The organism is Butyrivibrio sp. WCD2001 (genome assembly GCF_000424485.1).
Lineage (GTDB): Bacteria > Bacillota > Clostridia > Lachnospirales > Lachnospiraceae > Butyrivibrio.
Window position 1 is genome coordinate 100,712 of record NZ_AUJZ01000007.1, and the last position, 16,097, is coordinate 116,808.

A 16,097-nucleotide genomic window follows, 5' to 3' on the forward strand; every position below is an offset into this window, starting at 1 on the left:
TCTCCTATTTAGTCATCAATTATCTGTTCGTTTAGTCGGTGGATCTCAGGGGCTTCGTATTTGTCCATGAAATCATCGCCGAGGAAAAGTTTTTCGTCGACGAATTTAATAGAATCCACAACTGTATAAACAGATACTAGTTTATCAAATTTCAAGCCATCGATAAAGTTTAACATCTCCATCGGGAAGGTGCCTGCAAGGAGGATTACCTCCGGGAACTTTGTCTTGTAGTCAAGATAGTCGCGGGGATGTTGCTTAATCATCACTATGGCATCCTTGCCGTTAACGGTGCCGTAATCTCTGACCAGGTCTTTAAAGAGTCTTTCTCTTGTTTCCAGGTCGCAGAGAGGCTCCGATAATATCAATACCCTCGGCTTGTCCGCGCCTTCCTCAAGCTGCTTTTTGAGCTCATCCATATTTTCAACAAAGAGCTTAAGCATAAGGTCCTTATCGGACTGTGTGAGTTCCTGAACCAGCGGCTCGCGCGGAACTTCAATGTATTTAGGACAGGGGTAGTCGAGAATAGAGATATCGTTGACCTCCATGTCTATGCAGTATCTGCCCCATCCGTTTTGAATGAAGATGAGTCCGGTTGAAGCAAGCCACGCCTTGAACTTAAAATGTCCGTTGTTGTCGTAGCGCGCCTGATCACCGTATTTTATGCAGTTAAGTCCGTCCTCAAGGGCATGATATCTGATCTTCTTGTAGTTGAGATAATAGCCGATCGGATCGGAGTCGCAGAACACATAGATGTCCTTGTACTTTGTGAAATCCACAGGGACATACTTCTCCTGCAGCTGCGCAAATCTCTTACAGAATTTTATTCTGTTTATCATGTTCTTCGGAAGGCTTCCGGTATTAGTGCGAAGCGGTGCAAGCTCAGGGAAAAATGTATCAACTTTTTCGTCGTACTCGATGACCTCCTCAAAAAGGCCGCAGTCCCTGGCTCTGTCCACCATACTTCCAAACTTGTTGCTCATCTTGGAGAGCACAAGCGTGGCGCGTCCCGCCATCTCACTTCCCGCGCCGGCTTTGGAAGCTCCGATTATAGCTCCCGAAAACTGATGTAATATATGAAATTCCTTAAGGCATGCCACATACACATGATAAAAAGTGTGGCATACATATATTCTCTCGTGCAATTTTTATCTCTTCTTTCTCAAATTCCTGTAAAACCACAACAGCCTGTAATAAGCATAAAACAGCAGATGCGACTTCATCTGCATGCCGATCAGCTTCTTTTCCTCTGCGTGGATTCTCTCCAGATAATAGGGGTTATTCTGAAAACCTGGAAAAGCCTCCTTCATCTCTAGCCCCATCTTCTTAGTAAAGTCATAACACCCCTCGATGTGCTGTTCCTTCGGCATGGCTGAAAACAGTGTGTTCACATAAAACAGCACTGTGTACATAAATTCTATCTCGGGTTTGTACTTCTCGAGATATCCGTTCTCCTTAGCCTCAGCAAGTATCTGTCTTCCGGCTGTCATCCTGTCCTCAAGATTTTTCTTAGAGACTGTATGAACAGTTGAGGCGTCATGCTGAAAATAGAAATAGAGCGGCTCCTCAATATATTCGAAATGCTTTACGCGAAGCATCCATGTATTGCTGACAGCATTATCCTCGTAGAAAATATCCTCGGGAAAGACGTAGGCCTTTGTCAGCGTACTTCCGTTCTCGGTAACGGAAACCGGCTTTGTATCTCCCATAACAATATTTCTTTTGTAGATCTTCACCACCAGACTTCCGGTGTCCAGAAGGAGCTTCTTATACTTCTCCTCATCCATCACACCTGTCTGCTCTTCATTATTGTTGTGAACAATCTGCCCGGGAGTAAAGGTATAACAATCCACAAGGCTGTAATCGCAGCCCACCATGTCTGCGCCGGTTTCATCAGCTTTCTTAAGAAGCCTCTCATAATAATCCGGAACCACCCAGTCATCAGCATCGATAAAGCCAAGCCACTCACCCTTGGCAATTCCAAGTCCTATGTTCTTGGCTCCGCCCTGATGGTGATTGACTGGGCTGTGAATTGCCACAAATCTTCCGGGATAGCGCTTCTCATAATCCTGCATCAGCTCAAAGGAATTATCCGCCGAGCAGTCGTCAACCGCAATTATCTCAATCTCCCCGTCAGGCAGGGTCTGCCCCACAAGTGAATCCAGACAATGTTTCAATTTATCCTCTCCCGCCATATTGTAAACGGGCACAATTACGCTAAGTCTCATAACCTGGAGAGCTCCTCCCCAAGTACCGCCGCTATCTGCTCCATATCAAAACGGTTATAACGCTGATCTATCCAGAAAGCGAGCATGTTATCCGAAAAATGAGCCGAGGTTTCGCAAGCTTTTGCCGCATCCGGAAGGATCGGCCAAAGTACCGGCGCATAGACACCTTTTTCCGCAAGCATTCTCTCAAAACCATCGCGGGTAATATTCTTGCCCGCTTCCGTGATAGCACTCCTTCTCATAAAATCAATATCAAGCACAATGGGAAGCATAAACGGAGTGTATTTATACTCTCCCTCATAAACCTCCGGAATCCCCGGAAGAAGACTGAATGCTTTCCCACAAAGAGGCAGCTCCGACAACAATTTATACAGATTCCTATAATTGGCCCTTCTTCTGTCGCTCATTTTGTAGGTATCAAAATCGCTCAAAAGTTCTGCGCTCACATCCGACATATGATAGGGATCAAGCCCGTCACTAAGGCTGTCCTCAGCGTCCGAGAGAAGCTTTCTGAAATGCACCTTAAGCTCCGGATCTCCTTTTTCAAGATATTCACTCTTCTCAGTGAGAGCCTCAAGCCTGAGCGCGGTAAAATCTGTCTCTCCGGTAAGAGCCCCCATCAGAAATTCACTTTTACTAACCGCAAAGGCTCCGTCCGGAACTCCAAGCCATTTGCGTATGCTTCCCACCTGATAATCCGGGATAGCATTCTTTGTTAAATAGGCTTTATCATCAAACAGAATATGCGTGACGTCCTCAATTATCACAGCATCACTGCATCTCTCTCTGATGCTCTTTGCAATATTCGCAGTATCTGATACTCCGAAATAATTCATTATAAGAATAACCGGCTTAAAAGAGCCTTCGCCCTTTCCTTTTTCAAGCTTAGAAAAAAGGTCCTCTGCATCTATACTGAGATCTTCCTTAACCTTGTAATACACAAGCTTAAATCCGCGCACTTCAAAAGGGAGAACCATCGAATCGCATGCAAGTGCCGGCAAAAACGCCGTAAGCGCTCCTTCTTCCCTGGGATTTATGCCATCATCCTGAAAACGGGCGATAATATCGTCTGCCACAAAGCCGATAGCATCCCTTCCGCATCGCAGAAACTCTATATAGCGCCCCGCCTTTTCGGCAACTTCTGAAAGTTCAAAGGTCAAATCCTTTCGCTCTGTAGTTTTTTCTAAATTGAACTCGCTTCCGATTTCGTACATTTTCACTCCCCGATTTCTAAATAATTACTGCCGCCGATTCATCAAAAGATCACTCGTAACTTCCGTGGTAATAGGTCTGTCTTACTTTTCCGTTTTTATATTCCCACACATAGCCTATGCCCGTTGAGCTCAAGGCTGTAGGTCCCTGTCTCAGCCCCTCAACATAAATATAATACGTACCTGATTTCTTAAATCTGCTGCCCTTGAATCTTTTTATGGTTTTCTGACTCTTCTTTTTTGATGCATGCCCAACCAGGGTATATCCCTTATCGCGATTTTTCGACACATAGATATTATAACCTTCATTGGCATATTTCACGCGGTCCCATTTGATATTAAGTGATCCGCCAGAGATTTTCACAGCAAAATCATTCCCATAATTATATGACTTTATCATGGGCTGTGCAAAGAGATATATCCTGTCGGACCATTCACTCTCGTAGGTCTTCCCGCCCACAAGCGCCACGGACCTGACCTTGAACGAATAGCACTTGTTGTTATCGATCCTTCTGCTGAAAGAATTCTTAAAGGAAACTCCCTCTCTTATGCGCCTTCCGAACCTGTCCATGAAAACATATTTGAAAGTCGCAGCCGTCTGCTTATCCCAGGTGACATATACGGTCTTCTTGTTCGAATACCACTTCGCCTGGGTGAGCCCCGTCACCTTCCCGGGAATAGTTTTCATTATCGCCGTGCCTACGGTTTCTTCCTTATCCCCCTTGGAATCCGTATACAGACACCTTAGCGCAACATAATAGATTGTCCCGGGGTTCAGGCTGTTAAAAGTATAGCTGATTTCAGTATCTCCAAGGACCACTCCGTGCTTTTTTGCTGCCTCCTCAGCTTCACTTTTACTCTCAGCAATCGCCGGATAGTACTCCTTTGCTCCCGGAACCTTAACCCAGTGCATGGTCACGCTGTCGGTGGAATACATAGTCTGCGTGATCACCGTAGAAGCTGCACTTACAGGAAAATTGTTTGCAAAGACAATGGAGAACATTGCCAGCACATTCGCGGTCATTATGAAAAACAGCCTTTTAAAATTGTACTTTTTCATGTCAGCTCTCCTTACCCTTCTTACCGACAATTCTCTTCATGATCAAATTGAAAATGAAGGCTGCCAGAACTATCAGGACAATGAATATCGCCAGTTTCAGGATTTTCTTTATCAGTGTATTGGTATCAACTATAGCATAAACAGCTTCCTCACCGTCCATGTTCACTTCGACATAACTTCCGATCTTTTTGGAAGAAGTATCCTTCCACTTTCCATCCTTATAAATCTTTACTATAGGATTCTTGTAAGGACTGTAAAGTCTGATCTTCCTGTCTGCAGATTGAATATAGGAACCCTCATGAACATTGATCCGATATACCACCGCTTCTCTCTCGGTGAGTGGCATCTCGGTATTATATGAAGGCTCGTCGACAACCTGTGCATCGATATAAGCATCATCCCCGTAGCTTCCGCCAAGGATTGCTATCGGCTTTCCGGATTCATCATCCTTTCCTTCACTCTCGATTGCTTTGTTTGTGGCAACATATTCACCTGTTAAAATATAGGTTCCTTCCATGACCAGATTGGATACATCCGGCCATTTTACATAGTAACCTTCCCTAAGCTCTTCCTCAGGGAACTCAAGATTGGCAAGGCTCTCTCCATAAGCAAGCTCCTGCTCACCGATTCTTTTACCTTCTACCTCAAATATAACCTTAAGATGTCTGAAGGCATCACCTATTCCGTCCTTTTCCAAAAATTTCTTGTACTCCACAGGCTGCGCAATAGCTTCAAAGTTTATGTCATCAATTCCGCCGACCTTGTTCTCGACAAAATAGTTGCCGCTGATATTATCAAGCTTTGCCTTCCTTGTTTCGGAGTCGGAATTAACTATTCCTGCTATTGAACCGAATCTTTCACTCGGCTCCTCGTGCCATGTCGCCATGGCATTACAGCCCGTTATGGTCGTTCCGTAGCCGGTTATTCCGCCCACATACTTATTACCTTCAAGGAGGCATAGAGAATCACAGTCCCGAATAATGGACATTGACTGCCCTGCAATTCCGCCCGTATAACTTCCTTCCGTACTTCTGGCGTAGCCGATACCCTCGCAGTTTGACACAATTCCCTGCGCCATGTATCCGACGATAAGTCCCGCTCCGTCCTTCTTTGACTCAACCGTTGCATCATTCGTGCACTCGAAGATAATGTTCTTAAGAGTATATTTACTTCCTCTTCCGATATTCAGATTGCCGGCTGCATTCTCCTCGGGATCCTCCTCGTCAATTGCCATGGAGCCCGCAATTCCGCCTATATCAATGTCTCCCTTGACCGTGCCCTTATTCTTGGAACTGTCAACACGGCCTGTTCTCGCCTGCTGTATATCTTCATCCGATACATCAGTAAAAACAGACGCATCATCGTTATAGATGATATCCAGTCTGTCAGACAGAATATGGTAGATTTCGTTAACCTGATCGTTTACCGCTGCCAGGTTGGCATTGAGCGTGTGGGAAGTGGACTTCCCATCCTGGTTTATATTTTCTATAGAACCCGATATTCCTCGCAGATTCGCATGCAGTGAATCAAGGCTTGCATCCCAGTCGCTTCCAAGTCCCGAAAGTCTCAGCTTTTCCTGAGAATTCAGATAATCAATAATACTTCTGGTGCAGTTTGTTGCTTCACGAAGCTCGCCTTCCGCATCCTGCAGCGCATGAATCGCATTCTCGGTTTCTCCGATAACAGCGTCCGTAGCAGAGCTCGCGTAGGGTTTATAGGTCTCAAGAATAGTGGAAGCTCCGCCAAACATTCCGGACACATTGCTTCCCGTCTCGGATGCAAGCTGCTGAAGCTCGGCAAGATAAGCATTCAGCTGCGCCTGCTCTTCAGCTGTCAGCTTCCTCAGCTTTCTGTTTCCGTTTTCATCATAGACATAATTACCGTTCGCATCAGTCTCATACATTAAACGGTTAATGGCTTCCGACAGACTCTCCATCCTCTGAGTCTTCTCGTTAGTGTTGGCCATTTTGTCATAGATATCTCTTTCACTGCTCTCGATCGCATCTCTGTCTTCATCCGAAAGCTCGCCCTCGACGTTGATGTTCTCGATAGCTCTGGCTAGCGCATTATTAAAGTAATACATCTTATCCGACGCACTTGACATATGATCAAGTACCCCGGGGATATTCTGCATAACATATTCAAAGCGCTCAATTACAGCATTAACAACACGGACATTGGCATTTACAGAGGTTGTCAGTTCTCCCGTAAGTGCGCGGCCGTCATCCACAACTCCGTTCGCGTAGCCGGTCAGATCAGTGACATCAGAGGAAATGACATCCACGTCTCCGTCCATATCCGTGAGAGTTTTATTAACAAGGTCGTGAAGCTTATCAGCTGCTTCAGGAAGTGTCTGGATATCCTCCGGCTCAAGGTAAGGTTCCATCTGACCGACGATTCCGCCGATATCCTTTCTTCCGTAGATAATTCCCATGTTTTCACAGTAGGATACGATGCCCATCTGTCTTCCGACAATTCCGCCTACATTGTAGCCAACATGCTCATATCCGATATTTCCTTTATTCTTACACCTTGCGATATTTCCTTTTGAGTAGCCTGCAATACCGCCGGTATCAATACCTGAGCGAATTTTCGTCTCATCACTGCTGTCTGAGGAAATGGACTGGATTATACTCTCGCCCTTCTCATCATCCTTTACAACCCACTCAGCGTTATCATTTATACTTCCGTTATTGACGGATTCCGATACTATTCCGTAATTTTTGCCGGTGATTCCTCCTGTGTAGTAATACCCCGATACATGAGCATCATTTGTACACCCGCTTATAAGGCCGGTGTTTTCATTGATGGCTGCTATTGCGCCAACTGTATTATTGCCCTCCAGAATTCCGTTGTAAGTGCAGTTTTTGATAATGCCGAGATTCATTCCGCAGATTCCGCCGGTAAATTTCAGTTCGTCCTTCATCCTGACTTCACCGGATACATTAAGATTCTGCACTATACCGTTTATTCCTATATATCTGAAAACTCCCGTGATATAGGGATCTTCGGCATTACTGTATCCTTTTATCTCATGACCTTCGCCATTGAAGATTCCGTTAAAAAACGGGATCATCTCAAAATCGGAGCCGGTAAGATTAATATCTGTCTTAAGGCTGACTGTCTTATCAAGAGACCATGCATCGCTCTTACAATTCTTTGAAAACTCAAGGAAATCCTCAAGACTTTCAATGGAAATGCTCTTATAGACTATTTCCACAGGTTCATCTTCACCGGCAGCCGCGTCTCCCGATGTGACTTCACCTCCGGTGCGAAGCCTTATCTGATATGCCTCCTCATCGGCAAGCTCATCGCTGCTTTCCTTCTCGCTCTTTTCAAGCATGGAAGTAGTGGCTTCACTTTTAACCCTGTTTCGAAGCCCCTCTATCAGCTCATTTTCAAGTTCATTTATTGCACTTGCATCTATGTGCGATGTGCCTGCAAAAACAGTAAACGCCAGTACAGATGCAGACAGTTTTTTCAGAATGAGTCCGGAATTTTTCTTTTTCATGCGTTCTCCTCCTCATTCACTGCGTCTCTGCCCTCAAGAAGCTTTTCGAGGTCCTCCGCGGTAATCCTGGTCGCATCAAGTCTCTCAAGATTACCACTCTGGATGAAGGCTCTCACATCGCCTCTTACAACGGCATGCATCTCACCTATAACCGTTCCGTTGATCTGCCCCTCTATTATGCCGTCAACTCGCATAAGGCCGGTATCGCGCTCCATGGTAAGAGGCAGCGTAACAGCGAATGAAGTTTTGTCTATAATACTTGCTCCTATAAGAAGTATCTGGGGCAGTACGAACATTACCAGAATAATGGATATGACCGTTCCCCGTCCGAGGCACTGTCCGATGCCGCATATAGCGCCATCCGAAGTCAGCTGTCCGATTGCAAAGCCTGCAAGCGCCAGCATTGATCCCGAAGTAATAATTGTAGGAAACGCAAAGTTCATAGTCTCAATTATCGCATCCTTATGGGACATCTTATCCTTGAGTTCCATAAATCTTCCGGAAATAACAATCGCGTAGTCGATATTTGCACCCATCTGAATTGAGCTGACAATCAGGTAGGTCATGAAGAAAATATTGTTGTTTTCAATGGTCGGGAACGCAAAGTTGATCCAGATAGCTCCCTCGATTACCAGGATAAGGAGCACCGGCATACCCGCTGACTTAAAGGTAAACAGAAGGACTACCAGAACCGCCAGAATTGAAATAACGGTAACCACCGTATTATCCACGGAGAAGGTCTTCTGAAGGTCAAATTGGCTGGTGGCTTCACCTATTACCAGAATTTGACCCTCATAAAAATTATTCGCCATGGTGTGCATCGAATTAAGGAAATTAAAGGTTTCCTCGCCCTCCTGGGGGAGATTTAAGTACACAAGAATTCTGCTGTAGTTTTCACCCTGCAGCTGTTTTTTGACGATATTCATCTGCTCATAAGCATCATCAAGCTTTTCCTGCATGCTCTCATCCAGCGTTACATATCCCTCATCCACCTCATCGTGGAGGAACATAATCATATCAATAAGAGGAACTCTGTAGGTTGATAGTCCGTTCACAAGCTTTGCGTAATTCTTGTCGTTTACCGCATAGGCCATGTAAAGAAGCTCTGCCACCTCATAATCAAGCTCCAAAAGTTCGGAAAACTCTCTCACTGTCAGCTTATCCGCAAGGCAGTAACCACCCATCGCTTCGATGTTGGCAAGACCCTGCGCGGACTTTACCTCCTCGCACTTGAGATAGGTCTGAATCAATCTCTTTTCCTTATCATAATTGCCTGCGGGAACCACGACTGCAACCATATTTGAATCCCCGAAGGTCTCGCTTATGAGCTCGCTCGCTATCTGTGTTTCATTCTTAATCGGAGTTTCAACCTTGGAATAACCATAGACAAACGGGCATTTATTCTGAACGATAAATGCCCCGATGATAAGTGCCAGGAAAATCGGCGGCACTATAAATCTTGTAAAGAAATCAAATTTTCCCACGAAAGGAATCTTGGGAACAAAGCTCTTGTGCCTTGTTTTATCCATAAGTGATCCGAAGATCATGATAAGACCGGGCATAAGAAGGAAAACTGCAACAAGACTAAGAACAATAGCCTTGATAAGACATATTGCCATGTCGCGACCTATGCCGAACTGCATGAACATCATGGCAACAAGACCGCCAATGGTGGTTAGGGAACTGGAGGAAATCTCAGGAATTGCTTTACTGAGGGCTATGATATCCGCTTCTCTGATAGGCAGATTTTCATGCTCCTCTTTATATCTGTTACAGAAAATAACCGCATAATCGATTGAAAGCGCAAGCTGAAGTACGATTGTAACGGAATCGGATACAAAGGAAATTGTACCCAGAATGAAATTGGTACCGGCTGACATTACAGCCGCAGCTCCGAAGGTAAGAAGGAGAACCGGTATCTCAGCATAAGTCTGTGAAGTAAGGACCAGCACCACAAGCACAATAACCACAACCAGAGCACTTACGGTTTTCATCTCCTTGGCGATAGTCTCCGCAGAGGCATTGCCCATTGTGGTCGACACGAAAATATCGTAGGAAGAGAGCATTTCTTTAATCTCTTCGAGTCCCTGAAGCGCCCTTTCATCCTTCTCTTCGTACTTGAAAGTAACGTCAAAGAGCGCGGAAAAATTGTTGTAATGATCCGGAGTCTCGTCAAACTGAAGCATCGAGACGTCACCGCGGGCACGAATATCCTCTGCCAGTTTTTCAGCGTCCTCATAGACAATATTGGACACCATAATCTTGGCAGATCCGTAGGTTGTAAACTCTTTTTCCATGAGATCAAGACCGATACTGGTCTCAAAGGAGTCGGGAAGATAAGCCGAGAGCGCATTCTCGACCTTGACCATCCCCGACGCGATAGCGCAGAAAATCAGAACAATTCCGAATATCAAAAAGAAAAGGTTACGTCTGTCTACGATAAAGGTCGCAACCTTGATCATGACATTGTCATCTTCCTTCTGAACAGAAGCCTTAGAACGAACTTCTCCGTGTTCAGCCATATTCAATTCCCCCTCAAAGCCTTTACATACAACAAAAAAGTCAGTTAACAGCTATAGTATTATGATACCACAAACTCCCGTCAATTCGTTAAAAAACGAATTAAAAATGCCGCTTCTTCCGCTTTTTTTGCGGCATCCTCAGCACTGTCACCCTCTGCTATCACATGTCCCCATCTGTCACCGCTGCTCTTTAACATGGTGGCCTCATCTCCGGGCTTTTTATAGATGACAACTTCCGTAACACCGGGCATCTTTTCGGCTTCTTCCACGCCTGTAACCGACAAAATGGTCTTAGCCGCATCACCGGTTTCTCCGGATTCACTGACAGCCTCTTTCGCAAATAAAAATCTTATGGCTGAGCCGGCATTCTTGGTACTCTGCCACTTTACCTCTTCCCCAAGTGTAGAGGACAGACAGCAGTCAATAAGATCAACTCCCGTTGAGAGCGGCACCAGCTTAGATGTGATAAAATCACCGCCAAGGCGCGCTGCTATCTCAACAAGCTTTGCTCCGTCCTTCGTTACCTTGATCTCTGTGTGGGAAGGACCGTTCTCTATTCCGACAGCCTCAATCGCTACCCTTGCTACATTCCTGATATCCTCCTGTACTTCATCAGACAGTCTCGAGGGTTCAGTATGTCCGGTTTCTACGAAGAAGGGAATCTCTGTGACCATCTTATCCGTTATGGTGATAATATGTGTCTTCCCATCAACTGTGAAGGACTCCACACTGACTTCAGGCCCCTCCATGAATTCCTCCAGAAGAACCTCTCCGCTTCGTGAGTATTCCTTTGTATAAGCATAGATTTTTAAAAGCTCATCCTCTGCTGTACTATTCTTATCTACAAGTACCACGCCTCTGCTAGCTGCATTATCCGCAGGCTTGCAGACAAATCTCTCGCCGAGCTTCTTAGCGGCCTCAAGGAATGCTTCTTCATCGGAAACCACATGAAACTCCGGAATCGGCACACCCTTTTCCTTCATGCGTCTTCTCATGGCTGCCTTATCCGTTGCGCAGATGGCATTTTCGTAAGAGATATCATTTTTCCTGCCAAGCTCCTCATTAACCCAGGACACGGTCCTTACCGGCATGTCACTGGTAGAAGTGATGATATAGTCGGGTTCATATTTCTTTGCAGCTTCAAGCACAGCTTCCTTATCAATTGTGCTTATGCACAAAAACTCATCGGCATCCTTTATTCCGACTGCCTCCGGATCATAGTCCAGAGCATAGACATACAGTCCCTTTTCCTTTGCTTTTTTTATGGCAGGCACCTGAAGTGCACTCGCTCCAAGTATAAAAATCTTTTTCATCGTAGTTACATCTCCGTTAGTACTTCCGCAATTCTGTCAGCACCCTGTCCGTCTATAAGCTTTTTCAGCTTTCCTGATATTTCAAGGCGCTGTGAAGTGTCCATAGATAACACTTCCTCAAGATATCTGAGTATGGCTGTCAGCGTCTCATTGGCATCGTCTCTGAAGTCACCCGCATAAGGTATGTAGCCCTCGTCAGCAAAAAACAGCGCATCAGGTTCCTGGTTTTCCGCAAACACATAGCTCACGGATAGAACACCCACCGCACATAATTCGTACAGCGTGGTCCCGGCAGGTGTGATTGCCACATCGCAGGAACTCATGATATCCGCAACATTCGATACATTCTGATGAAGGACAACATATCCGTCCTCTATAAACTGCTGAATCTTCTCCGTCACACGGTAAAATCTTCCCGCGAGAAGATGAATCTTTTTATCCCTGCTTCCTAAAAAGCCGAGCTCTTTATCTCTAAGAATCGCTGAGGCAATAACCTCGGAAAGCCCCATGGTATCTGCGCCTCCGGTGGTCAGGAAAATATTTTTTATCTCCCCCTTATTGTATCCGTAGGTTCTGTGAGCGCCTTCGAAAGCCTGCGCATTTTCACTTGCGACAAGGTCAATGTTTTGCAGGATCTCACCATCGGTTCCGTATCTCTGGGAGTCACCGGTTATCCCTGTGCCTTCGCTTTTCCTACTCTGTCTCACAAACTGCTCACGGATGGGAATATACTTGGTCCCCAAAAGAAGTTTTGGAGCTTCGCCCTCGTAAAACTCCTCGTAACCAAGTCCCGGTGCTCCAGGGCTGTAATTAAGGAGAACCGAAGCGGGGTATTTTTCCTTTTGCATGTCATCTATGTACATGGTCCTGATGCCATTGGATTCCAGCATCCTTATATACTCGGGCGTTGCATAATAGCTGTCTACAAGCATGCGATTAATCCCCTCCTCATGCAAAAAATCAAGAAGGGTTATTATTTCCTGCTCCATATTTCGCCAATTCGTTTCAAGAATCTGATATTCAAATTCGTCCTTTATGTAGGGCACAATATTATCATCCGCAGACACAAAAACGACAAAGCATTCCAGCTGCAGGAGACTGTGTGCTATTGTCCTGCAGCGCATGATATGCCCTGTCGCCACTATTTCATTTGCATCTACGCGAATTGCAATCTTATTCAATACAACTCCAATCCAGCGGTGTTCCGCGTGTCAGCTTTTGTTTTGCCTTTTTCCCAAGAACCTCTTCATAATACTTGGGCTTCATGCCCTGAATGTTGTAGGATCTAATGCTTCGCACATTTTTATCCGTAAGGACCTCGCCCTCTTCAACATCCTCTACTATGAAAAGTGATCTGCGGTTGGTGTATTCTCCCGCCTCAGCCTCTGTCGGTCCGTAGAAAATCTGTCCGAGAGCCAGCTCCGCATCGTGAACACCCTTTACCATTTCGGCGAATTCCTGGGGCTCCATGGAAAAAGCGGAATCCGCGGAAGGAATTTTTCTGTCAAGGCAGAAGTGCTTCTCAATGACCACAGCCCCGAGCGCCGCTGCTGCTATCGCTGCGGTCCCGCCCATAGAATGGTCCGAGAGTCCTATCGGCACCCCGAACTTTGCTCTCATATCAGGTATGGTTCTGAGATTAAGATCTGAAGATACTGTGGGATACACACTACAACACTTAAGCAGAATAATGTTGTCATTACCCTCGGATCTGATAGCTTCAACAGCCTCTCTTATCTCCTCCTCGGAGCCCATTCCGGTTGACATGATTATGGGCTTTCCGGTTCTCGCGATATACTTTATAAGCGGGATATCCACCAGCTCGAAGGATGCGATCTTGTAGAATTCTTCGCCTATGTTTTCAAGATAATCTACTGATGTTGTATCAAAGGGTGTGGAAAGAAAATCAACCCCGCACTCCTCGCACTTTTTCTTTATGGGCTCCATCCACTCCCAGGGAGTGTAGGCTTCCTTATAAAGGTCGTGAAGATTGTAGCCGTCCCATAATCCGCCGTGAATCTTGAAAGCCTCGGCATCACAGTCTATGGTGATGGTGTCCGCTGTATAGGTCTGTGTTTTCAGACAGTCTGCGCCCGCCTTTGCAGCCGCTTCAACGATCTGCATGGCATTATCAAGAGAGCCGCCGTGGTTGGCGCTCATCTCTGCGATTATATAGGCGCGATTTTTGTTTAAACATTCTTGTAGTTTCATATGAGTCCTCTTTCCCCTCATCCGTCAGCTTCGCTGACACCTTCCCCCCAAGGGGAAGGCTTATATTTTTCTTCTCCCAAGGGGAAGGCATATTATTTCAGTATCCCCTGCTCTGTAAGGAAACGGTACTTCAGCTCCGCCAGTAACCAGTCGCTCTCGTTATCGATGTCCTGTGACTCCACCGGGTCAATGATGTAGGGTATGGACTTCTCCATGGTCGTATCCTTCTGAATTCTGAAGGCATCGTTTCTGAAAATGTAGAACTGTCCGCATTCGTGATACTGTTTCTGAAGATCCTGGCTTCTGGTGGTCGCATACTCAGGATGAAGCATCTTCACAAGTCCCTTATCATCTATGAAAAGGCCTCTCTGAGGAGGATAGGAAAATTCCTGCATTGGAACAATTGACTCCGCTCCCGACTTTACAAGCTCGTCCATTGCTTCCTTTAATTTCCTTGCAGTTACAAAGGGTGCTGTGGGATAGATGCAGCATCCGTACTCATAACTCTGTCCCCTCTTCTCATATTCGTCAAGGACTTCGAGAAGAACATCTGCGGTTGTTGCGGTATCGTTTGAAGTCTCTGCTGATCTAAAGAACGGGACCTTCGCTCCGGCTTTTTTTGCAATCTCAGCAATCTCCTCATCATCAGTGGATACCATGACTTCGTCGAAAATTCCAGAAGCAAGCGCCGCCTCTATGGAATAATTTATTATCGGTTTACCGCAGAACTCTTTTATGTTTTTACGTGGTATGCGTTTGCTGCCACCACGAGCAGTTATTATTGCAATTGCGCTCATTTTTTGTAATACTCCACAATCTTAGTCACCGCTGCTATAACATTCTCCGCATCCTCATCAGTCATGGCTGCATACAGCGGTATCGTAATCATCTCATCATAGAGCTTCTCTGCATTTGGGCAAAGACCCTTTTTATATCCCATCTTCTCATAATAAGGAAAATAGTAGGTCGGGATGTAATGTACGTTACAGATGATATTTTCTGCTCCGAGAGCATCGAAGAACTCTTTCCTTCCAATTTTCAGCTTCTCGGGAACTATCCTTAAGATGTATAAATGTCTGCAGCAATCGGAGTTCTTATCCTCCTTCTGCACGAACAACTCCGGTATTTTGGAAAAAGCTTCATCATACTTCTTCCTGATGGCCTTCCTTCTCTCCACAAATTCGGGAAGTCTGTCGAGCTGACTGCATATAAGCGCTGCCTGAATATCGGTAAGTCTGTAATTCGGTGCAAGCAGAAGCTGCTCATAATACCACGGTCCGTCGCTCTCATGCTCCATAAGGGATTCATCCCTTGTGATTCCATGGGTACGAAGAAGCATCAGCTTTTTATATAACTCCTCATCATTTGTGACTATCGCGCCACCCTCACCGCCTGTTATGGTCTTCACAGCATGAAAACTGAAGGTTGTCATATCAGCCAGTGTTCCCACATGAACTCCGTTATATTTTGTACCGATTGAATGCGCAGCATCCTCGATCATTACAAGACCATGCTTGTCGCAGATATCCCTTATTGCCTGAAGATCAGCTGTCTGGCCGGTGTAATCCACAGGAATAACTGCCTTGGTCTTATCGGTGATCTTCCTTTCAACATCTGCGGGATCTATCTGATAGGTCTCCGGATCGATATCAGCAAAAACCGGTCTGCCACCGCAGTAAAACGCACAATTGGCACTGGCCGCAAAGGTAATGGGAGTTGTTATAACCTCATCTCCCTCACCGACTCCGGCAGCGAGACATGCGATATGAAGTGCTGCAGTATCATTGCTTATAGCGACCGCGTACTTTGCTCCTGTTATCTCGCAAAGCTTCCTCTCCATCTCAGTGATGGCAGGACCTGTTGTGAGATAGTCACTTTTTAATACCTCAACAACCGCTGCGATATCCTTATCATTTATATCCTGATGCGAATAGTATAATTTTTTCTCCCTAACGGGCGAACCCCCGCAAATTGCAGGGATTCCGATGTTGTCGTTATTCATTTATTCCCTCATCCGTCAGCTTCGCTGACACCTTCCCCTTAG

At 45.7% G+C, this 16,097-nt stretch carries 11 protein-coding genes; all 11 read right to left on the minus strand.

The features are described from left to right. Positions 1-8: 8 nt before the first annotated feature. Entirely contained in the window at positions 9-1,142 is a 1,134-nt protein-coding gene (locus G630_RS0108195) for a glycosyltransferase family 52 (RefSeq protein ID WP_026498295.1), read from the minus strand. A 3-nt stretch (positions 1,143-1,145) separates the two neighbouring features. Next, positions 1,146-2,225, minus strand: a complete 1,080-nt coding sequence (locus tag G630_RS0108200) for a glycosyltransferase family 2 protein (protein ID WP_026498296.1) — start codon at positions 2,223-2,225, stop codon at positions 1,146-1,148. After that, positions 2,222-3,439 carry a hypothetical protein gene (locus G630_RS0108205; protein WP_026498297.1) on the minus strand — a complete coding sequence of 406 codons (1,218 nt, stop codon included), beginning with the start codon at positions 3,437-3,439 and terminating at the stop codon, positions 2,222-2,224. The genes G630_RS0108200 and G630_RS0108205 overlap by 4 nt, the downstream gene beginning before the upstream one ends. A gap of 49 nt (positions 3,440-3,488) precedes the next feature. Continuing rightward, complete coding sequence (locus G630_RS0108210) at positions 3,489-4,496, minus strand: hypothetical protein (RefSeq protein WP_026498298.1); 1,008 nt, start codon at positions 4,494-4,496, stop codon at positions 3,489-3,491. Between the two features lies 1 nt (position 4,497). Further along, the gene (locus G630_RS0108215) at positions 4,498-8,007 is read right to left on the minus strand and encodes a hypothetical protein (RefSeq protein ID WP_026498299.1); all 3,510 of its coding nucleotides are present in this window, start codon (positions 8,005-8,007) and stop codon (positions 4,498-4,500) included. Next, on the minus strand, positions 8,004-10,529 hold the full coding sequence (locus G630_RS0108220) for an MMPL family transporter (RefSeq protein ID WP_026498300.1): 2,526 nt from the start codon (positions 10,527-10,529) through the stop codon (positions 8,004-8,006). The genes G630_RS0108215 and G630_RS0108220 overlap by 4 nt, the downstream gene beginning before the upstream one ends. An 80-nt stretch (positions 10,530-10,609) precedes the next feature. Continuing rightward, positions 10,610-11,842: an ATP-grasp domain-containing protein gene (locus G630_RS0108225; protein ID WP_026498301.1), complete on the minus strand. Its 1,233-nt coding sequence runs from the start codon at positions 11,840-11,842 to the stop codon at positions 10,610-10,612. A 5-nt stretch (positions 11,843-11,847) separates the two neighbouring features. Beyond that, a complete protein-coding gene (locus tag G630_RS0108230; protein ID WP_026498302.1) occupies positions 11,848-13,023 on the minus strand; it encodes a PseG/SpsG family protein in 1,176 nt (391 codons plus the stop codon). Beyond that, positions 13,016-14,053, minus strand: coding sequence for a pseudaminic acid synthase (gene pseI / locus G630_RS0108235; protein WP_155831955.1), 1,038 nt, complete (start codon positions 14,051-14,053; stop codon positions 13,016-13,018). The genes G630_RS0108230 and pseI overlap by 8 nt, the downstream gene beginning before the upstream one ends. Positions 14,054-14,145: 92 nt before the next feature. Further along, on the minus strand, positions 14,146-14,850 hold the full coding sequence (gene pseF, locus G630_RS0108240) for a pseudaminic acid cytidylyltransferase (protein ID WP_026498304.1): 705 nt from the start codon (positions 14,848-14,850) through the stop codon (positions 14,146-14,148). After that, positions 14,847-16,055: a UDP-4-amino-4,6-dideoxy-N-acetyl-beta-L-altrosamine transaminase gene (gene pseC / locus G630_RS0108245; RefSeq protein WP_026498305.1), complete on the minus strand. Its 1,209-nt coding sequence runs from the start codon at positions 16,053-16,055 to the stop codon at positions 14,847-14,849. The genes pseF and pseC overlap by 4 nt, the downstream gene beginning before the upstream one ends. Positions 16,056-16,097 lie beyond the last annotated feature (42 nt).

Excerpts from the sequence above, each read along its gene's own strand:
- G630_RS0108205 (WP_026498297.1), bottom strand. The coding sequence starts at position 3,439 with ATGTACGAAATCGGAAGCGAGTTCAATTTAGAAAAAACTACAGAGCGA.
- G630_RS0108215 (WP_026498299.1), bottom strand. The coding sequence starts at position 8,007 with ATGAAAAAGAAAAATTCCGGACTCATTCTGAAAAAACTGTCTGCATCT.
- G630_RS0108210 (WP_026498298.1), bottom strand. The coding sequence starts at position 4,496 with ATGAAAAAGTACAATTTTAAAAGGCTGTTTTTCATAATGACCGCGAAT.
- pseI (WP_155831955.1), bottom strand. The coding sequence starts at position 14,053 with ATGAAACTACAAGAATGTTTAAACAAAAATCGCGCCTATATAATCGCA.
- pseC (WP_026498305.1), bottom strand. The coding sequence starts at position 16,055 with ATGAATAACGACAACATCGGAATCCCTGCAATTTGCGGGGGTTCGCCC.
- G630_RS0108220 (WP_026498300.1), bottom strand. The coding sequence starts at position 10,529 with ATGGCTGAACACGGAGAAGTTCGTTCTAAGGCTTCTGTTCAGAAGGAA.
- G630_RS0108200 (WP_026498296.1), bottom strand. The coding sequence starts at position 2,225 with ATGAGACTTAGCGTAATTGTGCCCGTTTACAATATGGCGGGAGAGGAT.
- G630_RS0108225 (WP_026498301.1), bottom strand. The coding sequence starts at position 11,842 with ATGAAAAAGATTTTTATACTTGGAGCGAGTGCACTTCAGGTGCCTGCC.
- pseF (WP_026498304.1), bottom strand. The coding sequence starts at position 14,850 with ATGAGCGCAATTGCAATAATAACTGCTCGTGGTGGCAGCAAACGCATA.